The sequence below is a fragment of the Oceanobacillus sp. FSL K6-0127 genome, from assembly GCF_037983385.1.
In the GTDB taxonomy this organism is placed as follows: Bacteria; Bacillota; Bacilli; order Bacillales; family Amphibacillaceae; genus Oceanobacillus; species Oceanobacillus profundus.
Window position 1 is genome coordinate 1,870,167 of sequence record NZ_CP150287.1, and the last position, 24,702, is coordinate 1,894,868.

The window sequence follows — 24,702 nt, forward strand, 5'->3', positions numbered from 1 at the left end:
GTAATGCTAATTTCATGAGAATTTCCTCCTTATTATGAAAATAAAGCGTTTTAATTGAATATGCCCCTATTATAACGAAATTATTTCAATAAGGAAACTATCATCCAATTTATTTGGTTGATCCCTCTAATATAAGTACTTGGAAAAGGCATTTTTTCCGATTGATTCCAGTGATAAAATTTGATGAATTTCCTCCTGCAATTTAATTAAAATTTGGAATAAATAAATATATTGAAAAGTATGTACATATATTGTAAGTGGGCTAAAAATAAGGTATATTAGTTGATGAAACGTAGTTACATATCTATAATAAAATTGAACCGTTTACATGGCGGGGGAAGTTAACTTCTAATGGGGGTATCAGACGTGGCAGAAAATGGAGAATCTGTAGAGAGATTCTGGGGGCAATTTCATGGACCAAACTCGGGGTATTTAGAACAACAGTATGAATTGTACAGAGAAGACCCTGAAGCTGTCGAACCATCTATTAAAGAGATGTTCGATAAGTATGGGGCTCCTGCATGGATGTACCAACAAGAAAATGCAGGGCAATCCGTATCACAAAAGACATTAGCAAGTAGTGTAAAAAAATTAACCTCAGCGATGCAACTTGTTGAGGCTATTCGTCGTTATGGTCACACGGAGGCAGATATTTACTCGATTGGTGGCTATAAAGGAAGCAAAACGAACTTACTGGAATTGAAAACGTATGATTTAACGGAAGAAGATTTAAAAAGTATTCCAGCCTCCTGGGTATGGGATAAAGCTCCAAGTGATGTGGAGAATGGATTAGATGTTGTAAACCGTCTAAGGAAATATTATACGGGTACCATCACATTTGAATATGATCATGTGAATAACCATGAAGAACGAAAATGGCTTTTTGATTTAATTGAAAATGGAAATGCTAGACTTGAATTAACGGATGAGCAGCGAAAGGTAGTTCTTGAGCGGCTCGTAGATGTACAAGGTTTTGAACATTTCTTGCAAAAAACATTTGTCGGACAAAAGCGTTTTTCAATTGAAGGCTTAGAGGTAATGGTGCCGATGATTGATCGAATCGTACACTATGCAGCTAAGGATGGAATTGAAAATGTAATGATGGGCATGGCTCATCGTGGTCGTCTAGCCGTTCTTGCAAATGTTTTAGGGAAGCCATACGATAAAATTTTCTCAGAGTTTAACTACTCGAAAGATAAAGAATTGATGCCATCAGAAGGCTCAGCAGCAATTAATTATGGCTGGACAGGTGATGTGAAATATCATTATGGGGCAAAGCGAGAAGTCAGTAGCGGAGACGCGTTAAAAACCCGCATTACGTTAGCGCATAACCCATCACATTTAGAATTTGTGAATCCAGTAGTAGAAGGCTTCGCACGTGCAGCACAAGATGACCGGTCAGAAAAAGGTTATCCGAAGCGTGATTTCAATAAAGCGCTTGCTGTTCTTATTCATGGTGATGCAGCATTTATTGGAGAAGGTGTTGTTGCAGAAACGTTAAACTTAAGTGGGCTACCTGGTTACAATACAGGTGGGGCGCTTCATATCATTGCAAACAACCTTTTAGGCTATACAACTGACCGGGAGGATGGCCGATCCACTCGTTATGCAAGTGATTTAGCGAAAGGATTTGAAATACCGGTTGTCCGAGTAAACGCTGATGACCCAATTTCATGCTTGTCAGCCATAAAAATAGCTTATGCATACCGACAAAAGTTTCGTAAAGATTTTATGATTGATTTAGTTGGTTATCGAAGGTTTGGTCATAATGAAATGGACGAGCCAAGAACGACACAGCCAAAATTATATCAAGAAATTGATAACCATCCGCCTGTAGCAGAGATATTTGCTAAAGCATTGGAAGAGAAAAACATTATTGATTCAGGGGATTTCGAGAAACTGAAAGAGGATGTCGAAACAAAGTTAACCGACATTTATAAAAATATGAAAGAGCATGATATTGGTCAGCCAGAAGCAAAATTAATGCCTGAAGTGCTATTAAATGGGTTGGATCAGTTTGAAACTGCAATTGATCTGGAAACATTAAAATCCTTAAATAAAGATTTGCTGAAACGCCCGGAAGGATTTAATGGGTTCAAGAAAACAGAAAAGATTTTGAAACGCCGTGAAAAAGCTTTCGAAGAAGGAAATACGGCGGACTGGGGTACTGGTGAAACACTGGCATATGCATCTATTTTACGAGATGGAATTCCAATACGTCTCACTGGTCAAGATTCGGAGAGAGGTACATTTGCACACCGTCATATTGTGCTCCATGATACGGTAACAAATGAAAAGTATAGCCCAATGCACGGGTTAACCGATGCAAAAGCATCCTTTGATATTCGAAACAGCCCATTATCAGAAGCTGCTGTTTTAGGTTACGAATACGGTTATAGTGTTCATTCGCCAAACACGCTAGTTATTTGGGAAGCTCAATTTGGTGATTTTGCGAATGCTGGTCAAGTAATATTTGACCAATTTATATCATCATCACGTGCTAAATGGGGAGAAAAATCCAATATGGTTATCCTTCTGCCGCATGGTTATGAAGGACAGGGTCCAGAACACTCCAGTGCACGTTTGGAAAGGTTTTTACAAATGGCAGCGGAGAACAACTGGATTGTAGCGAACGTTACATCATCTGCACAGCTTTTCCATTTGTTACGCAGACAAGCAGCATTACGTGGGCGTGAACAAGCAAGACCTTTAATTCTAATGACGCCAAAAAGCAGTCTCATTCGTCATCCTAAAATGGGGGCGCCGGCAGAAGAGTTTACAACAGGGAAATTTAAAACGTTGCGTAACCAACCAGGTTTAGAGGTGTATAAAGAGAGTGCGACTCGTCTCTTAATCGGCAGTGGAAAAATCATGATTGATATAGAGGAAACAATGGAAACTTCAGATCAAAGCTTTGAATGGTTACGAGCTATTCGATTGGAACAGATTTATCCGTTCCCGAAAAAAGCATTGGAAGAAGAGTTAAAACATTTACCGAATCTAAAAGAAATTGTCTGGGTGCAAGAAGAGCCGAAAAATATGGGGGCTTGGAATTTTGTCGATGATTACTTACGAGAATTATTACAAGAAGGGCAGAAATTACGCGTAATTAGCAGACCAAGTCGTTCAGCACCAGCTGGTGGAATACCAAGTGTTCATAAAACAGCTCAAAACAAAATTATCAATCAAGCGCTAAACATATCTGAAGGGGGAAAATCCAGTGCAAGAAATTAAGATTCCAGAACTAGCTGAATCCATTACAGAAGGTACGATTGCAGAATGGCTCGTGAAAAAAGGGGATAAAGTAGAAAAGGGAGATCCGATTGTTGAGCTGGAAACGGATAAAGTAAACGTTGAAGTCAACTCTGATTTCTCTGGTGTTATTACCGAAATTCTCAGTGAAGAAGGTGACGATGTTTCCGTAGGAGATACGATTGCAAGCTTAGATGAGAATGGAGAAGCTGGCGGAAGTACTGCACCAGCTGAAACACCAAAGGAAGAGAAGCAAGAGGAAGCTGCGAAAGAGCAACCAGTAGAGGCTCCAAAAGCTCCAGAAGCAAATTCTGAAAAGGATTCTGAAGTGATTGCTTCTCCAGCGGCTAGAAAACGTGCGCGTGAGCTAAATATTGATTTGAGTAAAGTGAATGCCCGTGATCCGCTCGGTCGAATTCGTCCAGAAGATGTAGATGCCGCAGCACAAGCACCAAGTGAACCAAAAGCACCTAAGTCAGCTCCTGCTAAAAAAGAAGCGCCAGCAGCTGCAAATAAAACGGAGTTTGATAAGCCAGTTGAGCGTGTGAAAATGACCCGTCGACGTCAAACAATTGCTAAAAATCTTGTAAATGTTCAACACGAAACTGCGATGCTAACAACGTTTAACGAAGTGGATATGACTGCTGTGATGGATCTTCGAAAACAGCGTAAAGATAAATTTTTAGAGAAAAATGGTGTGAAGCTTGGCTTTATGTCCTTTTTTACAAAAGCTGTTGTAGGAGCACTAAAGGAGTTCCCATTACTGAATGCAGAAATTCAAGGTAATGAGCTAGTTGTAAAGAAATTTTATGATATCGGTATTGCAGTATCCACAGATGAAGGTCTTGTCGTTCCAGTAGTACGTGATGCAGATCGTCTTGACTTTGCAGGAATTGAAGGTGAAATTGTCAACCTAGGCAAAAAAGCGCGTGATAATAAATTAGGATTGAAGGATTTACAAGGTGGCTCATTTACTATTACAAATGGTGGTACATTTGGTTCTATGATGTCTACACCAATTTTAAATGCACCACAAGTAGGAATCCTAGGAATGCATAACATTGTTAAACGAGCAATGGTAATGCCGGATGATTCAATCCAAGTTCGTCCAATGATGTACCTTGCATTATCTTACGACCACCGAATTGTCGATGGAAAAGAAGCGGTTCAATTCCTTGTACGTGTAAAACAAATGCTAGAAGACCCATATGATTTATTATTAGAAGGTTAATAGTTGAATAGAATTAAAAAACCTTTGCTGTGAAAGTATCAGCAAAGGTTTTTTACGTGTTGTTTCACTGGAAGATCGCGATTACCATACGTCTCAAATTAATCGCTTAGTCCATATATCCACCTAATCCACAAATTGAACCATCTGCAATTTCTGCCCAACCATATCCCAATTTAAGAATAGTGATCGATGAAAAATCAATGACAATTGCTTTAATCTCAAGTTAACCATTGCAAAATAGTAGTGAAACGAATATTATAGTAAACGTTGGTAAAAATATACGGAAAGTAAGGGGTATTATATGGATAAGGGCTTTAAACTAAAACAAAATAATACAGATATCCGTACGGAGGTTGTTGCTGGTACAACAACATTTCTAACGATGGCTTATATTGTTGTTGTAAATCCTGCAATTTTATCTTCTGTAGGAATTCCATTTGAGCAGGTATTTATGGCAACCGTTATTGCTGCTATAGTAGGTACTTTAATTATGGGGATTTTCGCGAATTACCCAATAGCAATTGCTCCTGGTATGGGGTTAAATGCATACTTTGCGAGTATTGTCGCAACGCAAGGATTGTCCTATCAAGTAGTGTTTGGCACTGTATTTTTAGCTGGAATTCTTTTTATTATTCTTAGTTTGACAAAGCTACGTGAAACATTGATTGGTGCAATCCCGCCATCATTAAAATATGGAATTACTTCTGGTATTGGTTTGTTTATTGCTTTCGTCGGGCTGCGCAATTCAGGGATTGTTGTAGCGAATCCAGAGACGATTGTTGGGCTTGGTGATTTACATGATCCGATGATTGTATTAACCTTAGTTGGGTTATTAATCACACTAATTCTTTTTGTTATGAAGATAAAAGGTGCACTATTCATCGGTATGCTTGCTACGGCAATCATTGCATATTTTACAGGACAGTTAACGGTGACAGGTGTTCTATCTGCACCTCCTGCACCAGTATTTTTTGATATGGATATAGGTGGCGTATTCTCAAACGGTCTTTATACAGTAGTATTTGCCTTTTTATTAGTAACACTGTTTGACACTACTGGAACAATGATAGGAGTTGCCGAACAAGCAGGGTTTATGAAAGACGGAAAAATGCCGCGTGCAAAGCAGGCACTTTTAGCAGATGCAACCGCAACGACTGTTGGCTCGATGTTTGGGACAAGCCCTTCAACAGCTTATATTGAATCTACCTCAGGAGTTGCAGCAGGGGGAAGAACCGGATTAACATCGATTGTTGTGGCAATACTATTTGCGCTGTCGATTTTCTTTACACCTATAATTTCAGTAATCGCTGGTTTGCCAGCCATTACTTCACCAGTTTTAATTATTGTAGGGTGTTTTATGATGGAAGGACTGGCTAAGGTTAACTGGAAAGCATTTGATGAAGCTTTCCCGGCATTTGCAGTCATCTTAACAATGCCATTCACATCAAGTATTGCAACAGGAATTGCTATTGGGTTTATAACGTATCCAATATTGAAGCTTGTAAGTGGTAAAGGTAAGGAAGTGCATTGGATTTTATATGTGTTTGGTGTGATTTTTCTTATCCAAATGGCCTTTTTCCCAACGCATTGATTAGAAAACTTGGCATTTACCAAGCTTTTATGTAAATCCCATAGTTGCCCTTAGGCAATAAGAATGTTTAAGACATTCTTATTCTTATCTGCCAAATGAATACTGTCTCCACAACCGAAGGGAGACAGTTTTTTACGGCTCAAACAAACAGGAAATTTATATGTTAAAAAAGATAAAAATAGGGAAAAACTATTTTAATACTGTTTCTTAAAGGAGGCTTTACCGTGATGGGTATACTTCTCGGTATTTTAGCGATAATTATTACCTTAGGCCTAGCCTATTTAATGTCCAATAATAAGAAAATAATTAATTACAAGGGAATCGGCATTATGCTGGTTTGTCAGCTGTTAATAACATGGTTTATGTTTTCCACACAGATTGGAAAAGCAATCATTGATGGTATCTCTGCTGTATTTAATAAGCTAATTGAATTTGGTGTAGAAGGGATAAGCTTTGTGCTTGGCGGATTTGCGATAGAAGATGGTGGCGTATTCTTCTTCAACGTATTACTGCAAATTATCTTTTTCGCAACACTTCTTTCTGTGCTTACGTATTTAAAAATTTTACCATTGATAATTAAGTATATTGGTGCAGCTATTTCTAAAATTACAGGCTTACCTAAAATTGAATCCTTTAACGGGGTGAATAGTATCTTTTTCGGTCAGTCAGAGGCATTAATTGCAATTCGATCCCAATTTCACCATTTATCGGAAAATCGTTTGTACATCGTTTGTGCTTCTGCAATGAGTTCCGTTTCAGCAGCAATTGTAGGTTCCTATATTCTAATGCTCCCACCACAGTATATCTTAGTAGCCCTTCCTTTAAATATGTTTAGTGGTTTAATGATAGCTTCAATCATTGCACCAGTTCGAGTACCAAAGGAAGAGGATTATGTTGATATAAGTAATGTAACGCAGGATAAAAGTATTTTTGAAGCAATGGGGAACGGTGCATTAGAGGGCGGTAAAATTGCTTTGATTGTTGCTGCTATGCTAATAGCTTTTATTGCTTCATTATCCTTGGTTAACTGGATTATTCAATTTATCTTTGCAGGGGTAACATTGCAGCAAATTTTAGGTTATATTCTTGCTCCGCTCGGTATTCTAATGGGGATTGATCCAAGTGAAGTTATAGACGCTGGAGCAGTTATGGGTATGAAAATCGTTACCAATGAATTTGTAGCTATGCTTGAATTTCAACCGTTTCTGGATACAATGTCAGAGAAAACAATTGGTATTGTTACAGTATTCTTAACAAGTTTCGCTAACTTCTCATCTATCGGTATTATTGCTGGAACGGTAAAAGGTATCGATGCGAAAAAAGCAGTACAAGCTTCCGGATTTGGAATGAAATTATTAGCTGGTTCGATTCTAGCTTCGATTTTATCAGCAACTATTACAGGGTTATTTTTATAATGAAGACCTGGCACGAGGGTTGTTCGTTTCATCCAAACAACTGTAAAGGATTCGTTTTGAGGTGCATTTTCCAAAAATACACCTCAACTGACATTAAAATCGACCGTTAAAATTGGAAACAAAAGTAGACTAAAATGAACTGCACCTCAATTGGAGGTGCAGTTTTCTTATGAATAAAAGGTCTTGAACGAACGAGGCAGAATACTTGAAGAGTCGTGTTTAGCTTCTGTTCAACAATCGGACTATATCGCTGAATGATCAATTGTGAAATTAATGGATAGGTGGGCAGGTGTAACTAACTTGGAAGCCAGAAAACTCTACCGACTATTTATTGTCAAAAAAAATGCGTGGTTGCTCGACTTAAAGGGTTGTATTGTATTTTCAGTAAGGGAAATCCTAAACCTAAAGAATTTTAGGTGGGTGTATATGAAAAACAAATTGTGTTTTGTACTTTTAATTTTCTTGTTCATTATTCTTATCCAGCCAAATGAAACGAATGCCAAACAAAATAAAATAGAAAATAAATTGCTGCTCGACACATTGATTACTTTATTGGATCCGTATATATCAGAAGCAGTAGAACAGTATTACGGCTATCATAAATCGTATGGTTTGTACGATGCAAAAATACTCGGTATATCAAGAGAAAAAGACGGTGGATTTAGTTTTAAAGTCAAAGTTCAAGTAAATACCTTTGAAGAAGCTCATAATCCCCCTTACGGTAAAGAAACAATAATCCTTGGAGTGGAAGTAGACAAGGTCAAAGTCATTAAATTCATCCACGAGGGAGATGAAGAAGAAAGGAAAATAGCAAATTTTTATAATGAGACTATTACAGATATCAAAGAAACATTTAAAATAAACTTAAACTCCTTCAAAAAAATTAAATATGAACAACTATTATATAAATCGGAAAAACAAAAGGAATACAAATCTCTATCGGATATTGTAACGGACATCATAGTGAATGATTTAAATCCCGAAATAAAACCCCCATATAAAAATATTATAGAGCCAGTTACCTTTATTAAGAATAATCAAGGATACATTCTTTTTAAAAAGGCAGATGGAACTAACATTGTTTTTCAACTGTCTAGGTTAAATGGTAAATGGGTAGTTGTAAAGAAGGAAAGAAGACAAGGTAAAAAAATGAAAAATGATTTACTTTGGTATATGTGATTTATAGCTTGAACCTGTAACGGGTTCAGCGAATAACTCTTAGTTATTCTATTAAAGGGTGCATTGTTAAACAAGGCAATCATAAAAATGGTTGTCTTTTTCTTTTGGTAAATATTTTTGAATATTATGGTATTATTGAAAGAGAGATACTAAACAGATTATAAAACCTGTTAAGAGGTGGTGTCCTAGGATGAAAAAAATAATGGTAATTGGAGTTTCGGCAGGTGTTGGGAAGTCAACTTTCGCACAAAAGTTAGGGAAAGAGCTTCATATAAAAGTTAATCATTTAGACGCCTTATATTGGAAGCCAAACTGGGTAGAAGCCACATTAGAAGAGTTTTCGGAAGCACAGCAAGAGATTGTAAAACAAGGTCAATGGATAATTGAAGGAAACTATAGTAATACTATTCAGATTCGCGCAAAACACGCTGACACAATAATTTATTTGGAATTACCATTATATGTTTGTTTATATCGTGTTGTTAAGCGATGGCTAAAGAACATCGGCAAAACACGACCTGATATGGGAAATGGTTGTAAGGAAAAGTTAGATTGGAAATTCATTAGGTTTATATATACTACTTATTATCCTCGTAAAAGAAAAATGATCGAACAATTTCAGAACTTTCAAGCCTTAGATTCCAAAAAAGAGATTATTATTCTAAAGAGTAGACAAGAAATTAAGTCTTATTTAGACAATTGTACTTAAACGAACAGGTGTTTTAATATAACAATGAGCTAGTCAATGCGGCGGTCTTTTTTATTAAAGAAGCAGGGTTTTATCCTTAATATATGGAATATTTAATAAGGTTATTTAAAGGAGGAGTTTTTAATGGATAATCCTATCTTAAAACAAATAGGAACAGTATTCATCCCAGTAAGCAACATAGAGAAAGCTAGAGATTGGTACTGCGATATTTTAGGACTAGAAACAGATGGGGAGATTCAATTCGGTCATCTTTACGTTATTCCTATGGAAGGTACAGGGATTGTGTTAGACAGCAAGATCTATTCAGAAGATAGAATATTTAAAGTTCCAGCATTCCACTTCAATACAAAAAGCATTGAAGAAGCATTTTATTTTATGAGTAAAAAGGATGTTGATTTAATTACACAAATCGAACATAATCATTATTTTAATTTCAAAGATCCGGATGGAAACATCTTAATGATATGCAAATGCTAATATGAAGCTAACAGATGCTTTAATTAAAGTTTCTGATATCCTACGAACAGGACAGTTTAATTTAACAGAAGGTGCTATAATTCTGATAGAAAACAAACAAAATTATATTATGGATTTAGTAAGTCAGGAGGAAAATACATGAAAGTAATGCCTATTGAAAAAATGGGAATCACAACAAGCCGTCTCATACTAGGCTGTATGGGGTTTGGGGGAGACAGGGATCAAACTGCTTACACAAAAGAGGATATACTAAAAACAGAAAAAGCAATCGATGCAGCATTATCGCACGGAATTACAATGTTTGATCATGCGGACATTTATAATATGGGAAAAGCTGAAAAAGTATTTGGTGAAATCTTAAAATCGCGTCCGGAACTCAGAGAAAACATAGTACTTCAATCAAAATGTGGTATTCGATTTGCGGATGGCAAGAATCCAGGTCGCTATGATTTCTCAAAGGATTATATCCTGAATTCAGTCGATGGTATCCTAAATAGATTGAACACCGAGTATTTAGATATTCTTTTATTGCATCGTCCCGACCCCATAATGGAACCAGAAGAAGTAGCAGAGGCATTCGAAACATTGAAGAGGTCAGGAAAGGTTCGTCATTTTGGGGTATCTAATATGAGTGCTTCTCAAATCCAATTTTTGAATGCTTACTGTTCTGAACCTATGATTGTTAACCAACTGAATATGAGCTTACAGCAAGTTGATTGGCTAGAGCAAGGTGTTTTAGTGAACCAAAAGGAAGGGACAGGTGTGAATTTTCCAGATGGGACAATTGAATATTGTCGCTTAGCCAATGTACAAATTCAAGCATGGTCACCTTTAGCAAATGGAATCTATTCTGGTCGCTCCATAGATAATCCGTCAGAATCGGAGCTAGCCACGATAGAGCTGGTGAAAAAATTAGCACTAGAAAAAGAAACCTCCGCAGAAGCAATTGTGCTTGGATGGTTAATGCGTCATCCAGCTATGGTTCAGCCTGTCATTGGTACAACAAATCCAGATAGAATTGCTAAATGCCAGGATGCAATCCAACAGGCGGAGATTATGACTCGTGAAGAATGGTATTCTCTGTATACGGCTTCACGCGGTAATAAGTTACCGTAAAATTTTATGAACAGGATGATTATCTTACCCATATGAGTTTAGGTAAACTTTATTGTGGTTTGACTAAACAGGAATTGATATACATAGCTAAATTAGCGAAAGAAGGCACACTTCATATCCACCTTTTAAGGTTGTCTTTATTAAGCCATAGTGAAGGTTGAACAATGTAAGAAAGTAAGATAGTGAATGGAAAAACCAATTTCCAAGATCATGATAATCTTATTTATGACCTCGCATAAAAAGCTTGGGGAAAAATTAGAATTAATCTATTCCGAGGATAGCGATTATCTTATTAACTATATAACGAAGGTGAATCATTTCAGCATTTTTATTCAACTGGTGAGAGTTACGCAGTTGGGTATTAAGTCAATCGTCTTTTCTTTGCATTTATTGTTGGGCTTATAATCCTTTTTTCTCAAATATAATGAAGAGTGTGAGAGGAGACACGGTGAGTGGATCTAAAGGTTATAATTCATTTCAAAGGGCGTGATTTTTTGAATTCAAAAAGAACAGTCTTTTTGATAAGTGGTCCCCCTGGGGCTGGAAAGAGTACGTTGGCTGATAAGATATGTAAAAGTATGGATGGATTATGTGTACATATAGAGGGGGATGTGCTATACAATTTGGTAAAGAAAGGATGGGTACATCCTTGTGATGATCACGATAATTTTTTTCTGAATGTCTTATGGGACAATATAGTTGCTCTGGTTGAAAACTTTACACAAAATAATATGAATGTAGTTACTGATTATGTTTTTTCTAAAGAGCAGATATTTTCTGTTATAGATAGAATGAAACATTTAGATATTAACATTAAAATAATAGTAATTAAAAGTGATATAAATATCCTAATTAATAGGGATAGGCTACGAAGTGGAATTGCGTATGTAGGAGAAGAAAGAATTAGACAAATTGTTAGAGATTTTAATTCAAATTATTTTCCTGATGAGTTTATACTTGATAATAATGATGCTGATTTAGAGGGTCTTGTAGATGTCGTTTTGAAGGAAGACAGGTTTACCGTTAATTAATAAAACCTTTCTTAATTAATGGTGCAAGAGTTGAACAAGATATTAAACGGCACCTATTGTGCTCAAGGAGGCAATCTAAGTAAAATAGATCGCAATGAAAAAGTAAATTTAATTAATCTCACAGAGGAACTTCAAAACAGCCCGTTGGTTATAGAGGAGGGTTTCCATAATTCTTATGCTCGTTTTTTAACGGATAAGAGGTTTATTTATAAAGAAATGAATGTATAAAAAGTAGTTTCCCATCTTTATTGCAGGAAATTGGACTTGTATTCTAGAATGTAATAATGATGACAATATCGTAAGCAATTGTTTACTCAGAGAATTGGAGAGCGCATATATGTATGAACCGAAGATGAAAGAAACCGACAACAGTGTAATTGGATTTATTGAAAGTGTGGAAAATGAGAAGAAGAAGGCAGATGCCTATCAGTTATTGGAAATATTTGAAGAAGTAACTGGTTACGAAGCAAAAATGTGGGGGCCTAGTATTATAGGTTTTGGTAGCTATCACTATAAGTATGCATCAGGACGTGAAGGGGATGCGCCTTTAGTGGGTTTTTCACCAAGAAAAGCGAAAATTAGTCTTTATTTGGACTATGAAAGTGAGAAAAGGGAAAAATTATTAGAAAACTTTGGTAAACACACGAAGAGTAAGGCTTGTATTTATGTAAATAAATTAGCTGATATCGATACCAATGTTTTAAAGGATTTAATTAAACATACAGTAGAAACATATAAAGATCTTTATCCGAACGAATAAAGCTATTGGCATTGTTTTAAATCCGTGTCCTACTGACTATGCTTGTTTCACCATCTGTATCCATGCCTCGCGAGAATTTTAATAGTGCATTTTGACTTCAACAGGCTTGGATAATGAAGAAATATTCGATCGTGATCTTAATGTGTTGGACTAATTCCATTTAGATTCAAAAATGTTTTAAAGTTGGACGAGACGTTAGCTTTTTATAGTTCTGACTTTATTGCTCTCCCTCCATTTGTGAAGCAAATTATATTAAATTACGGGTGCTTTAGAATTTAGGAGTAAATTGAATCCATCGAGGGAGTTTAATAATAAGGAGAAATTGACCTGGATCTTTTAAAAGAGGTTCTTTTGTACTTTATAAACAAAGGTCTATTATTTAAATTGACAGCCAAATTGCCATCGTTTTTTATATGTACAATATCTTGTCCAATAAAAAATAAATGAGATATTCGGATGCCAAAAACCTAATTTAAGCATTAATCGTTAGAATAACAACAAAACTGACGTATGAATTGCCATACGTCAGTTTTGTTGTTTAACTAATATGCACTTATAAACGGAACCCTTTCATTCAACTGGATGTGCTTTTTTAGAAAACGCATATTTCTTCTGAATATAGAGAAGTCGCCATAATAATGCAACTGCGCCAGCGCTGAGGCCAACAATAATTCCAACCCAGTAGCCAAATGGCTCCAGAGCAGTGTAATTTGCTAATAACCAGCCAATTGGAAGCCCGATAGCCCAATAAGAGATTAATGCAATAATCAATGTCATATTTACATCTTTATAACCACGAAGTATACCTTGAATTGGAGCACCAAATGCATCTGCCAGCTGATAAAAAATAGCAAAATAAATAAATTGCTTCGTTAGCTCAATCACTTCTGGATCGGAATTGTAAAGGGCAGCTACAGGACCATTCAATAAATACAAAATAACTCCTGCAAAGAGTGCGATAAATATACCTCCGCTCATTCCGATGTATCCATATGCACGTGCATCTTTATAACGCTTAGCACCTGCTTCTAAGCCAACCGTAATTGTTAACGCCATCCCGACACTCAGTGGAATCATATACAAGAGACTAGCGAAGTTCAATGCCGCTTGGTGTGCCGCTATTGTATTTGTGCTGTAAACGCTCATCAATAACGTTACAGCTGAGAAAATACTTGTCTCAAAAAATATTGCTGCACCAATTGGTATACCAATCTTTAATTGGTTACGCCATTGTTTGAGGGAAGGTTTAAACCATTTAGCAAACACAGCAAATTTCTTGAAAGGCTGAATTCGATGAAGAAAGTAAAGAGCAATAATGCACACGATAAAATACGTAATCGCAGTTGCAATGCCTGCTCCTATACCACCTAATGCCGGCACCCCTAATTTTCCGAAAATAAATATATAATTAAAGATAACATTAAGTGGCAGGGAGATCAGAATGATGATCATGGAAATGCGTGTCTGTCCGAGGCCATCCATAAAACAACGAATTGTATTAAAAATAAACAAGGGAATAATACCAATTCCTAGTGTGAACAGATAATATTTTGCGACATGTCGCACCTCAGATTCCAGATCCATCATAGATAGTATCGGTTCTAAGAAAATCACACCGGCCACCATAATTAAGATAGATAAAATAATTGCCAAATAAATTCCTTGCTGAATAACTTTTGGTACTTCCTGGTCAGCTCGCCCGCCAATCAGATGTGCTATAATTGGCGTGATTGCCAGAACAATACCATTAATTCCGGTAGAGATCGGAACCCAGAGGCTAGCCCCAATTGCTACGCCTGCAAGGTCTGCAGCACTAGAACGGCCTGACATCATCGTGTCAAAGAATGTCATGAGGTTCATACTGATTTGCGTAATTAAGATGGGAATTAAAATGATGATAAATAGCTTCAGTTTTTCCTTAACTGTTTTTGTTTCATACATTAAAACTCTTCCTTTTTTGTATGTTTTCTAATAGGATAGAGAGTAGTGTAATCCTAATAAGACGTAGCCTTTATTATACTTGGTTATGCTGATTTGTGAAAGAAGGGAAGTACATTTCAATGAAAAAGAAAAGAATCCTTTTCACTGGTGGAGGAACAGCTGGACATGTGATTGTCAATTTAGCGTTGATTCCATTCTATCAGGAAAAAGGCTGGGAAATTGATTACATTGGCTCTTATAATGGTATAGAAAGAGACTTAATTGGACAGCTCGAAGGAGTAACCTATCATCCAATATCCACTGGAAAGCTTCGCCGTTACATGTCGAAAGAAAATATAAAAGATCCTTTTAAGGTGATAAAAGGTACAATGCAAGCGTATAAGATAATTGGTAAACGTAAGCCTGCAGTTATCTTTTCTAAGGGAGGATTTGTATCCGTTCCTGTTGTTGCAGCTGCAAAATTACGAGGCGTGCCATCCGTTATCCATGAATCAGATTATACACCAGGATTAGCAAATAAGCTCTCCATTCCATTTACGAAAAAAGTACTTGCGACATTTCCAGAAACGATGCAATATCTGCCTGAGAAAAAAGCGGAATATGTTGGCGCAGTTGTTCGCGATGAGCTTTTTAAAGGGGATAAGGATAGTGGCTTGAAATTTGCCGGATTATCGAAAAAATTACCTGTACTCCTCATCATGGGAGGTAGTGGCGGGTCATATAAGATCAACGAAACCGTGAGGGAAAGCTTGGATGAGCTTTTAGCGAACTTTCAAATCATTCATATCTGTGGACGAGACAAAATAGATCATTCGATTCAAAAAGCTGGATATGTGCAATTTGAATATATTAATGAAGAGCTAAAGGATATTTTTGCTGCTTCAGACTATGTGCTGTCTCGAGCTGGATCGAATGCAATCTTTGAATTTCTGGCATTAAGAATACCTATGCTGTTGGTTCCTTTATCCAAAGGTGCAAGCCGGGGGGATCAGATTATCAATGCGCAGTCGTTTCAGGAAAAACGCTATGCCAGGGTTATAGATGAGGAAAAACTAACAAAACAAACATTAAAAGATGAGCTTTTACAATTAAAAGAATATGCACCGATTATGATAGATACGATGAAGGAATATAAAAGTGAAAAATCGCGGGATCGTGTTATCGAAATTATTAATGCGACAAGCAAATAAAATATACTCCCTGGTTTGGACGCCAGGGGGTATATTTATTAGTCTGGATTTGTTTGTTACTGTATTGTTCCATAATGCATTAAATCTACATTTACATTGAAATCTACTGTAATGTTTGGGTATTTTTCCCTCCACTCTGTATCTGTTAAACGCTCCCCCTTTTTCTTTGTTCGATAAATTCCTCCAAATCCTAATGGGTCGGAATCCATCTCTTGGAGTTTGGCCAATAGTTCGTCATACTGTCGCATAAACTCTTTTTCAATTTCTTCTTCCAGTATGGCTGCTATTTTTTCATTTTTTACACCGAGTAACTCTGATGTTTCATATAGATCTACTTCTAAATGAACATTAGCCTCAAAGTGGAGATCATCGATGTTTTTTAATGTTATATCACCTTTACCTTTCGATATTCTTACTAGTATGGTCAAGTGTTCCTTATCTTCAAGTTTATCTGGTTGCATCGAATTCGTTTCGTTATTAAAGATAAAATCTAAAAATGGTTCTCGCGGAAGTGAAACTTCCATTGGAGTACCTTTAACATTTGTTAAAAAGGTATTAATTAGAAATGCTTGATCGATATGCAGCTCACCAACCAGCTTATCATTCGAAAAAGCGCCTATTCCGACAATCGCTGGTTTGTTATTTCGTAAACCAATTATTGGAGCGACGGGATCCTGTCCAATATCTGCTTCAATATGCAAAAAATTTTGTAAGGAGGTTTTTGGTATACTATACTCCCTTACTTCCTTTTCAATTAAACTTTGGATTATTTGACCGACATCGGTATTCAATTCTTCTTGCCCCACTGTAAGGACCTCATTTGCAGTAATATTACTAATAGCTACTAGCATTGTATCTGATACCCGTGCATCACGAACTAGTGTACTTAGGTATTCTAAAATTCCTTCCTCGGCAGTTTCCTTGCCATATAATTCAAGTCGTATTTGTCCGGGGCTTAACTCAAAATTTGTATTATAACCGGCATTCTCACGTGCTCCTTTAATTGTTTTCCCCACTCCAGTAATAGATGTCGTTATTTGTGGGTTTTGCGCATCGAATTGGTAAGCGATGATTGTCGTTTCAACACGATTGTTTTCGGTTACGTCTACACCACGAGTATTAATTATCCCTAGCTCCTCAAGTTGTTTATAGGGTACGCAGGAGGTAAGAATGACAGAGAAAATCAGCAAAAGAATTGTTTTTTTTATCATGAGGATCCAGCTCCTTTTCGCTTCTTCAATCTCTTTTTGAATAAAACCAATGGAAGTAGTACAAAAGGATATACATAAATAAACCAGAATCCAAACTGCTCAGCAAAATTAATGACTCGTTGCGTTTCAAAATGCTTTTCAAAGAAGAGCGTACCAATTAAAAATATAATGGCAGCTACATACAATGTTGGTTTTTGTTTGACCTTATATACTCTTTTCATACTGTATGTTAATCCCCACATAAGAAAGAGCAGGGATGGTACAACAACCATCATCAATTCAGCGACAACGATGTAATCAAACCGTTCAACAAAGGGAAAACTTTGGGTTTTAAATAATACAAGAACAGCCCACTCTCTGCGTTCAAGCTGTTCAGCACTGAAGAAACCTATCGCCAGCATTGTTGCGGATAGTACAAGGAGAGCAGACCAGGAGACAGCTAATAGACTCGTAATCCTAACTTTATTTTTATTTTGGATAAAAGGATAAACCAAAAATAGAATTTCAAATCCCATAAATGTATAGGAAGTAGCCCTTGCGCCTTTTAATATATCGACAAAAGGAGCTTGAAAAAGTGGCAAGTAATGATTAAAATCGATTTGCAGTGCAGGATGAATTAATAAAAATAGGATCCAATTAGCTAGGACCCCAAAGACGAAACTAACGCCTATAATAACTCGCAAGCCACCTAGGACACCATAAATAGTGAGAGAAATGAGCAGCAGCCCCATTACAAAATTGCTTACATCAGGAAATACAAATACTTTAACAACTTCGATATATGTTAATAGCACAGAGTAAAAAGCAAGCCCAAAATATAAGATGTAGACCGTGCTGAATATTTTCCCAAGCCACTTTCCAAAAATATCACGATGAATCCCGTGAATATCCGCATTATCATATTGTTTAAGAATGAGCAGCATTACCAATAACACGATAATAATGTAAGCAGCCGCCACTAAGATGGATATCCAGGAATCTTGCTTTGCCTCGCTAAAAACTAATCGTGGGACACCTAATATACCAACCCCGATTTGCATGGAAACGATAATAAAAAACAAATAAAATGCTTGAATACGCATATTTGGTTTTATTTTTACATTAATTTCCACAGGAGACACCTACTCATCAATATCTTTTTTCTCTTTAGCATTACGTTTAGAAAAACGAATGGAATCTTTTAAAGAAAGTGATATAAATCGTTTGTACTGAAAATTTTGAGGTAACCGATATAATGCTTTGTTTAAATCCTCAAAACGAATTGGGTAGATCGGTGACAGATATGGTCTGCCTAAGGATGTCATTTTTAATAAATGGATAATCAGCATACATAAACCGAACATAATTCCAATCAAGCCTAGAATACCTGCTAATACAATCATTGGAAAACGCAGCAGTCTGATGGAAGTACCCATTTGATAACTTGGTGCTGTAAAGGAAGCTAGTGCACTTATCGTTATAAAGATAATTAATATATTACTCGTTATTCCAGCTTGAACAGCAGCTGTTCCGACAACAACACCACCAACGATACCAATTGTTTGTCCTACCTTCGTTGGAAGTCTTGCGCCAGCCTCACGTAATAATTCAATCATTAGCTCAAGAAATAATGCTTCAAATACAGGAGGAAAGGGAACTCCTGCTCTTGATTGTCCAATTGAAATGAGTAGTTGCGTTGGTATAATTTCATAATGAAATGTAACTGCAGCAACATACATTGGGGTCAGAACGACCGAGATGAACATAGACATAAATCTTATAAACCTTAAAGGTGAACCTGAATTCCAGCGCATGTATAAGTCTTCCGTTGATTCAAAAAAACTAAAAAAGGTCGATGGCGCAATTAATGCCGACGGGCTATTTTCCATTAATACTGCAATTTTTCCTTTTAAAATGGCATATGAAGTACGGTCAGGCAACTCGGTTGTATGAAATTGTGGAAATATGGACGCAGAGTCGTCCTCGATGTATTGCATGAGTACATTACTATCTTCAACATTATCGACATCCAATTCATTTAAACGTTGTCTCATTGTGTCTACATCCGTATCGTTGGCAAGCGATTTCAAATAAATTAATCGGACCTCACGTGGAGCTCTTTTACCTATTGTTATCTCTTCTATTGCCAGATCTGGTGTACGAATATTCCAGCGAATCACATTTAAATTCGTAACCAATGATTCTGTGAAGGCTATTTTCGGTCCAATAACAACGGATTCCGTCTCGGCTCCTTCTAAGGAACGTTTTTCTTTGTTTAAAAAATCATAGGATACAACAGCTGCTTCATCCTCAATATAAATCATAACTTTACCGGTTATGAGTCCTGGGAGAATTTCATCCATTTGTTGATATTCTTTACCTGAATTTAACGGTATTTTATTAAGAATAGCAGTATTTGACCATTCTTCCTTACTCTCTAATAATGGTGTTAATAGCAGATTTTCTACTCTATCCGGCTGCACTTGATAGGGAATGAAAAATACTGCAATTTTTTTATTTTGATGTTCGTATTTGCTAAAACTTAAATCTGGGCTTTTATCAAACTCACTTCTCATTAGTTGCTCTAGTTCATCAATTTTCAGAGGAAACACGTTTTTGGATGAACGTTTCATTCTTTTTCTCATAGGTCGTCCCTCCATCACAGCTTAGCTTGACTTAGTATGCCGATAAATAAAAGAAATATGAGTAGCAATTGACGTTTATTTAAAAATATTTTTTTGTAAAAGTCTAATTGTGTTAATATTGAATTATCAGAATCTGATTTAAATAAATATACAAATATGTAGTAAAAAGGATTATGATTGATGAAATTTACTTTTAATACAGACTTACATAAGCAGATAAAAATAATTGTATATCTTTTTTTATTTACTTTAGCGGTTACAATTTTTTTGAGTGGAGGACTTTCCGCTTTAGAGGATTTTTCTGTTGATCAACAGTTAACCTTAGGGTTACTAGTATTTGCAGTCTATTTATGGATAGCGGCACCAATTCCAACAGGTGCGAGCAGCTTTTTAATACTGGCACTTATGCTTTTGCTGAACTTAGCAGATACAGTTGAAGAGGTATTGGCAGGTTTTTTATCTCCTGCCATCTATTTTATATTATTGCTATCCATCATTAGTCACGTACTGGTGAAAGTGGGTTTGGATCAGGTTGTTTCTCGATTTTTAATAAGATGCAGTAGGGGTGGTATTCGATTTATTATTATCGGATTGCCATTATTTGTATTGATCTCACCGATTATTCTGCCCTCAGCAGTAGCTCGGTTTAAGATACTTTTTCCATTGATTCAGAACATGAATTATTTATATGGATTTGCAGAGAAGAGTATTTTTCAAAAGTATAGTCTTTATATCATCGGGATGTTAAATCAAAATGTTACCACTGTTATTTTTACTGGTGGTGGCTTCCCGATACTCGCTTCTCAGTTGATTCGTGATTATAATATAGCTGATTTAGGGTGGGTGGAATGGTTTATAATGATAGCCCCTCCACTTTGGTTAGGTTCGATTTTTATGGTTTTATTTGTATGGTACTATCTAAAAATGACGATGCCCGATGAAAAAATAACGACCTTTTTGAACAAGGAAAAAGATATTAACGAGGAGAGAGGTGAGGTGTTTTCCACTAAGTTTTGGTTTGTATTAGTAAGCTTTTTTTTAATGATTATCGTTTGGATTGTAACAGATCAAGAGAAAGTTCCGCTCTTACTTCCACCAATGCTATTAGTTGCATTTTATGCTATTCCAAAAATAGGGTTAGTCACCAACCGTATGCTTCGAGATTATGATTGGGAAAACTTCTTATTGCTTGGTGCATCTTTTTCGTTGGGATTGCTATTAGAAAGTAATGGTACCGCAGAAGCATTAGCCAATTTACTAATTGGTTTTATTCCAGAAGGTACGAGTATTGTTATAAAAGTAGTGATTATTGCCTTGATTGTTTTTGTTTTGCGCTTTTTCTTTATTGTCCCTTCTTCAGCAATAGTTGTTATTTTCCCAATCGTTATTTCTTATTCAGAATTAATTGGAATACCGCCAATACAGCTTGCATTTTTAGTTGTCATGATTATTGGAGGGATGATGATTTTGCCTATTCATACAACAACAACTTATTTGGCATATGGAACGGGGATTTTTTCAAGAAGAGAGCAATACGTATTTGGGATGTTAACTAGTATTTTGTTTGTTATCATTGCTATTTTGTCAGTATTTTTTTATTGGTAATGTTGGTTCGTTTCATCCCTTCCTCGACGGATAACTAAACAGGAAACCTTTACATAAACTAAAATTGTTTGCGCATATTAAGTCTATCATCGCATTAGGAGGGCCAGAATGAGTGAAAAGAAAATATATTTAACATCAGGTGAAATTGCTTCACTTTGGACTGGATATATGAATGATAGTATGTCGAAGTGCGTTTTAGGCTATATGCTGAAGCATATCGAAGATCCAGATATAAAACCTGTTATTCAACTTTCCTATGACATTTCTTCCAAACATCTGGAACTATTGGTATCCATTTTTGAAAAAGAACAATACGCCATTCCAAATGGTTTTAACGAACAAGACGTTAACATTAATGCTCCATGGCTTTTTACAGATGCGTTTTGTTTAACCTATGTAAATCATATGTCTAAAGTGGGAATGTTGGCATACGGTGGTTTTCTTTCAATGAGTACAAGAGAAGATATATGTAATTATTTTTCGATGGGTTTGAGTAAAATCACGAATCTTTATAATGAATCACTTAAAATTGCTGTTAATAAGGGAATTAACGGCAGGCACCCATATATTGAAGTTCCGAAAGAAACGGATTATGTGGACAGTAAGAAATATTACAGTGGCTTCAATCCATTTAGTGACAAACGACCATTGAACGCAGTTGAAATTTCCCATCTATATATGAACATACTAACAAACGTGATGGGAGTAAAATTATGTCTTGCCTTTGCTCAAACCTCTCCATCCAAAGAAGTACAAGATTTTATGCTAAGAGGAAAGGAAATTTCGCAAAAACATACTAAAATTTTTGTGGATACATTTTTGAAGGATGATATTGATGCGCCGCAAGTACCTGATGTCTCTGTAAGTGATTCGACAACACAAACATTTTCAGATAAATTGATAATGTTTCATATGTCACTTATAAGTGCAGCGGGGATAGGGAACTATGCCACTGCTGCGGCTGCTAGTCAACGATTGGACTTAGCGGTCAATTACGAACGATTATCATTAGAAATTACCCGCTTAGCCAAAAGTGGAGCCGATCTTATGATTAAACATAATTGGCTGGAACAACCACCAGGAATTAAAGATCGGAAAAAATTAGCCAAAAATAAAGAGAAAAGCTGATCAATTTTGGTGATTAGCTTTTTTCTACGATTCTTTGCAATAAAAGTCTAAAGAACAAGCCCGCAAAGGCAATTGATATTGAAGGCAGATTGTACTTTATTTACTATCCTCAATAATATACAAATAGACTACTGCTTTAAAAGAAAAGCAGTAGTTAGTACCTATTTCTATTCTTTTGTAACAACATCTACTTTACCCGTATCAGGGTTAATAACTAGACCATGCACTTTTACTTCTTTCGGCAGCAATGGATGGTTTCGAATGATGCCAACACTTTGCATGACGGACTCTTCTACAGTTTCAAAACCGTGAAATTCCTCGTCAAGGCTGATTCCACTATGGGTTAATGTGTTTATTTTCTCTTCATCAATTCCACGATTTATCATTGTTTTCTTAAGGGCTTCTGTATCTACATTCGACATTCCACAATTATGGTGACCAATCACGACAACCTCTTCAGCTTTAAGGTTGAAAACGGCAACAAGAATGCTTTTCATGATGCTATCAAACGGCTTACGAATGATTGCACCAGCATTTTTGACCATTTTTACGTCTCCGTTTTGAATGTTTAATGCTTTGTGCAATAGTTCGACTAAGCGTGAATCCATACATGTAAAAACAATCATCCTTTTGTTGGGATATGTATCTGTTTTATATGCTGTATATTGTTTATTCTCCACGAATTGTTTGTTGAACTCTAACATTTCATCTAAATGCATCCAATCAACTCCTACTTTATCTTTTATAAAACTATATCAGTTTTTTGCGTAATAGGAAATAAAAAAGCTAAAAGGCATGACTAAAGCATTATTTTTCTAATAATTCCAAATTGTGATTGTTAGTTAAATAAATATGTTGTATTATGGAAGTAATACTTTAAAGGGGTGAGGAAATGAAAGAATTTGTTCGAAATTGTCGATTGTGCAAAGAACCGATGAAAAGCAGTCCGTTTATGATGTGCCCAACATGCTTAAGGGACAGTGAACAAGTTCGCAACTTTGTCCAGAAAAATCCTCATGTATCGCTTGTAGAAATTTCACGATACACCAAAGTATCGTTGGAAAAAGTAGAAGATATGGTCTATTTAGGCCATAATCGCAAGGGTGAATTAGAATCTGAATTACATTGAGGATCCCCCTTATAAAATATACCAAAAGAGAATAACTCAGATTATTGAGCCATTCTCTTTTTTCATGTAATAGATTTATATCGTGTGAAGTAATGTAAAACAGGTAGAAATTAGAAGAATGTCAATTATGTTATTTACGATCTCCACCTAATAAATCAAATAGTCCGCCTGCAATACTACCTTCCCCTTTAGAATCTGAGCCTGTTCGTTGAGGGGCTGCTGCAAATACTCTGCTTGCAAGTCTGCTAAATGGCAAGGATTGAATCCAGACAGTCCCGGGACCGCGTAAAGTAGCGAAAAATAAACCCTCACCTCCAAATAATGCCGTTTTAATGCCACCAACATATTCAATGTCATAATCAATATTGCCTGTCATCGCGACGAGACAACCGGTATCTACTCGAAGAATCTCACCTGATTTTAAATCTCTTCGATGAATGGTTCCGCCTGCATGGACAAATGCTAGGCCATCTCCTTCGAGCTTTTGCATGATAAATCCTTCCCCACCAAAGAAACCTGTTCCAATGCGCCGTTGTAATGCGATTCCAACAGATACGCCTTTTGCAGCTGCTAAAAATGCATCCTTTTGACAGATTAACTCTCCATTCAATTCACTTAGATCCATTGGAATAATTTTTCCGGGGTATGGAGAAGCAAACGAAACATGTTTTTTACCAGTTCCTTCGTTCGTAAATGTTGTCATAAATAAGCTTTCTCCTGTAACTAATCTTTTTCCAGCTCCGATCAGCTTGCCCATGATTCCACCAGTTTGCTTGGTGGAGCCATCACCAAAAATGGTTTCCATTCGTATTTGATCATCCATCATCATTAAGCTTCCAGCTTCTGCAATAACCGTTTCGGACGGATCTAACTCTACTTCTACAAACTGCATATCATCGCCATATAACTTGTAATCAATCTCATGGTTATTCAATTTTTCCACTCCCTTTTTATGAATTAACTGTAATACATCATAGAATACGAAAAGGATTCAAAAAATGATTTAAGCATTATATTTTTGTCCAATAATACAAATCCTATTTCGTAATCTCAAAGGAAATAAAAAATTTTCAAAAAACTATTGACGAAAAACTATCTTAATAATATAATTAC

20 protein-coding genes are annotated in these 24,702 nt (G+C 36.2%); 14 read left to right on the top strand and 6 right to left on the bottom strand.

What is annotated here, in order from left to right:
* Positions 1-366 precede the first annotated feature (366 nt).
* From MHH64_RS09420 to MHH64_RS09465, 10 genes are all read left to right on the top strand, one after another.
* Positions 367-3,234, top strand: coding sequence for a 2-oxoglutarate dehydrogenase E1 component (locus MHH64_RS09420; RefSeq protein ID WP_340003133.1), 2,868 nt, complete (start codon positions 367-369; stop codon positions 3,232-3,234).
* Positions 3,221-4,483 (top strand): 2-oxoglutarate dehydrogenase complex dihydrolipoyllysine-residue succinyltransferase, encoded by a 1,263-nt coding sequence (gene odhB / locus MHH64_RS09425; RefSeq protein WP_340003134.1) that lies wholly within the window; start codon positions 3,221-3,223, stop codon positions 4,481-4,483. Before MHH64_RS09420 ends, odhB begins: the two co-directional genes overlap by 14 nt.
* A gap of 301 nt (positions 4,484-4,784) precedes the next feature.
* Positions 4,785-6,074, top strand: coding sequence for an NCS2 family permease (locus MHH64_RS09430; RefSeq protein WP_095309804.1), 1,290 nt, complete (start codon positions 4,785-4,787; stop codon positions 6,072-6,074).
* A 227-nt stretch (positions 6,075-6,301) separates the two neighbouring features.
* Complete coding sequence (locus MHH64_RS09435; RefSeq protein ID WP_340003272.1) at positions 6,302-7,489, top strand: nucleoside transporter C-terminal domain-containing protein; 1,188 nt, start codon at positions 6,302-6,304, stop codon at positions 7,487-7,489.
* A gap of 426 nt (positions 7,490-7,915) precedes the next feature.
* Positions 7,916-8,668, top strand: coding sequence for a DUF3888 domain-containing protein (locus MHH64_RS09440; protein WP_340003135.1), 753 nt, complete (start codon positions 7,916-7,918; stop codon positions 8,666-8,668).
* Between the two features lie 190 nt (positions 8,669-8,858).
* The gene (locus MHH64_RS09445) at positions 8,859-9,377 is read left to right on the top strand and encodes a DNA topology modulation protein (protein WP_251660616.1); all 519 of its coding nucleotides are present in this window, start codon (positions 8,859-8,861) and stop codon (positions 9,375-9,377) included.
* A 123-nt stretch (positions 9,378-9,500) separates the two neighbouring features.
* Positions 9,501-9,854, top strand: coding sequence for a VOC family protein (locus MHH64_RS09450; RefSeq protein ID WP_095309795.1), 354 nt, complete (start codon positions 9,501-9,503; stop codon positions 9,852-9,854).
* Between the two features lie 138 nt (positions 9,855-9,992).
* Positions 9,993-10,970 carry an aldo/keto reductase gene (locus MHH64_RS09455; RefSeq protein WP_340003136.1) on the top strand — a complete coding sequence of 326 codons (978 nt, stop codon included), beginning with the start codon at positions 9,993-9,995 and terminating at the stop codon, positions 10,968-10,970.
* A gap of 452 nt (positions 10,971-11,422) precedes the next feature.
* Entirely contained in the window at positions 11,423-12,001 is a 579-nt protein-coding gene (locus tag MHH64_RS09460; protein WP_340003137.1) for an AAA family ATPase, read from the top strand.
* Between the two features lie 337 nt (positions 12,002-12,338).
* Positions 12,339-12,761 carry a DUF1801 domain-containing protein gene (locus tag MHH64_RS09465; RefSeq protein WP_118888678.1) on the top strand — a complete coding sequence of 141 codons (423 nt, stop codon included), beginning with the start codon at positions 12,339-12,341 and terminating at the stop codon, positions 12,759-12,761.
* Positions 12,762-13,331: 570 nt separating this feature from the next.
* Here MHH64_RS09465 and MHH64_RS09470 read toward each other — a convergent pair.
* On the bottom strand, positions 13,332-14,702 hold the full coding sequence (locus tag MHH64_RS09470; protein WP_340003138.1) for an MATE family efflux transporter: 1,371 nt from the start codon (positions 14,700-14,702) through the stop codon (positions 13,332-13,334).
* Positions 14,703-14,821: 119 nt separating this feature from the next.
* On the opposite strand from MHH64_RS09470, the gene MHH64_RS09475 reads away from it, so the two are divergent.
* Positions 14,822-15,892, top strand: coding sequence for an undecaprenyldiphospho-muramoylpentapeptide beta-N-acetylglucosaminyltransferase (locus MHH64_RS09475; RefSeq protein ID WP_340003139.1), 1,071 nt, complete (start codon positions 14,822-14,824; stop codon positions 15,890-15,892).
* Positions 15,893-15,948: 56 nt separating this feature from the next.
* Here the strand turns inward: MHH64_RS09475 and MHH64_RS09480 are convergent, their stop codons facing one another.
* From MHH64_RS09480 to MHH64_RS09490, 3 genes are read right to left on the bottom strand one after another with little or no spacing between them, the layout of a single operon-like run.
* A complete protein-coding gene (locus MHH64_RS09480) occupies positions 15,949-17,103 on the bottom strand; it encodes a Ger(x)C family spore germination C-terminal domain-containing protein (protein ID WP_340003140.1) in 1,155 nt (384 codons plus the stop codon).
* Positions 17,100-18,215 (bottom strand): GerAB/ArcD/ProY family transporter, encoded by a 1,116-nt coding sequence (locus MHH64_RS09485; RefSeq protein ID WP_340003141.1) that lies wholly within the window; start codon positions 18,213-18,215, stop codon positions 17,100-17,102. The genes MHH64_RS09480 and MHH64_RS09485 overlap by 4 nt, the downstream gene beginning before the upstream one ends.
* Positions 18,216-18,224: 9 nt before the next feature.
* Positions 18,225-19,727 (bottom strand): spore germination protein, encoded by a 1,503-nt coding sequence (locus MHH64_RS09490; protein ID WP_303448535.1) that lies wholly within the window; start codon positions 19,725-19,727, stop codon positions 18,225-18,227.
* A gap of 180 nt (positions 19,728-19,907) precedes the next feature.
* Between MHH64_RS09490 and MHH64_RS09495 the strand changes: the two genes are divergently transcribed.
* Together MHH64_RS09495 and MHH64_RS09500 are read left to right on the top strand one after the other, a co-directional pair.
* A complete protein-coding gene (locus MHH64_RS09495; RefSeq protein WP_340003142.1) occupies positions 19,908-21,332 on the top strand; it encodes an SLC13 family permease in 1,425 nt (474 codons plus the stop codon).
* Between the two features lie 108 nt (positions 21,333-21,440).
* On the top strand, positions 21,441-22,460 hold the full coding sequence (locus MHH64_RS09500; RefSeq protein WP_095309772.1) for a DUF3231 family protein: 1,020 nt from the start codon (positions 21,441-21,443) through the stop codon (positions 22,458-22,460).
* A 167-nt stretch (positions 22,461-22,627) separates the two neighbouring features.
* Here MHH64_RS09500 and MHH64_RS09505 read toward each other — a convergent pair whose 3' ends face one another.
* Positions 22,628-23,179 carry a carbonic anhydrase gene (locus tag MHH64_RS09505; protein ID WP_095309769.1) on the bottom strand — a complete coding sequence of 184 codons (552 nt, stop codon included), beginning with the start codon at positions 23,177-23,179 and terminating at the stop codon, positions 22,628-22,630.
* A gap of 173 nt (positions 23,180-23,352) precedes the next feature.
* On the opposite strand from MHH64_RS09505, the gene MHH64_RS09510 reads away from it, so the two are divergent.
* Complete coding sequence (locus tag MHH64_RS09510) at positions 23,353-23,589, top strand: FeoC-like transcriptional regulator (RefSeq protein WP_095309766.1); 237 nt, start codon at positions 23,353-23,355, stop codon at positions 23,587-23,589.
* Positions 23,590-23,719: 130 nt separating this feature from the next.
* Here the strand turns inward: MHH64_RS09510 and MHH64_RS09515 are convergent, their stop codons facing one another.
* Positions 23,720-24,523 (bottom strand): TIGR00266 family protein, encoded by an 804-nt coding sequence (locus tag MHH64_RS09515; RefSeq protein ID WP_251660634.1) that lies wholly within the window; start codon positions 24,521-24,523, stop codon positions 23,720-23,722.
* Between the last annotated feature and the right edge of the window lie 179 nt (positions 24,524-24,702).

Bases quoted from the DNA above. Each gene is read 5' to 3' on its own strand.
- MHH64_RS09430 (WP_095309804.1), top strand. From the start codon at position 4,785: ATGGATAAGGGCTTTAAACTAAAACAAAATAATACAGATATCCGTACG.
- MHH64_RS09435 (WP_340003272.1), top strand. From the start codon at position 6,302: ATGGGTATACTTCTCGGTATTTTAGCGATAATTATTACCTTAGGCCTA.
- MHH64_RS09440 (WP_340003135.1), top strand. From the start codon at position 7,916: ATGAAAAACAAATTGTGTTTTGTACTTTTAATTTTCTTGTTCATTATT.
- MHH64_RS09445 (WP_251660616.1), top strand. From the start codon at position 8,859: ATGAAAAAAATAATGGTAATTGGAGTTTCGGCAGGTGTTGGGAAGTCA.
- MHH64_RS09450 (WP_095309795.1), top strand. From the start codon at position 9,501: ATGGATAATCCTATCTTAAAACAAATAGGAACAGTATTCATCCCAGTA.
- MHH64_RS09455 (WP_340003136.1), top strand. From the start codon at position 9,993: ATGAAAGTAATGCCTATTGAAAAAATGGGAATCACAACAAGCCGTCTC.
- MHH64_RS09465 (WP_118888678.1), top strand. From the start codon at position 12,339: ATGTATGAACCGAAGATGAAAGAAACCGACAACAGTGTAATTGGATTT.
- MHH64_RS09470 (WP_340003138.1), bottom strand. From the start codon at position 14,702: ATGTATGAAACAAAAACAGTTAAGGAAAAACTGAAGCTATTTATCATC.
- MHH64_RS09475 (WP_340003139.1), top strand. From the start codon at position 14,822: ATGAAAAAGAAAAGAATCCTTTTCACTGGTGGAGGAACAGCTGGACAT.
- MHH64_RS09480 (WP_340003140.1), bottom strand. From the start codon at position 17,103: ATGATAAAAAAAACAATTCTTTTGCTGATTTTCTCTGTCATTCTTACC.
- MHH64_RS09490 (WP_303448535.1), bottom strand. From the start codon at position 19,727: ATGAGAAAAAGAATGAAACGTTCATCCAAAAACGTGTTTCCTCTGAAA.
- MHH64_RS09495 (WP_340003142.1), top strand. From the start codon at position 19,908: ATGAAATTTACTTTTAATACAGACTTACATAAGCAGATAAAAATAATT.
- MHH64_RS09500 (WP_095309772.1), top strand. From the start codon at position 21,441: ATGAGTGAAAAGAAAATATATTTAACATCAGGTGAAATTGCTTCACTT.
- MHH64_RS09505 (WP_095309769.1), bottom strand. From the start codon at position 23,179: ATGCATTTAGATGAAATGTTAGAGTTCAACAAACAATTCGTGGAGAAT.
- MHH64_RS09510 (WP_095309766.1), top strand. From the start codon at position 23,353: ATGAAAGAATTTGTTCGAAATTGTCGATTGTGCAAAGAACCGATGAAA.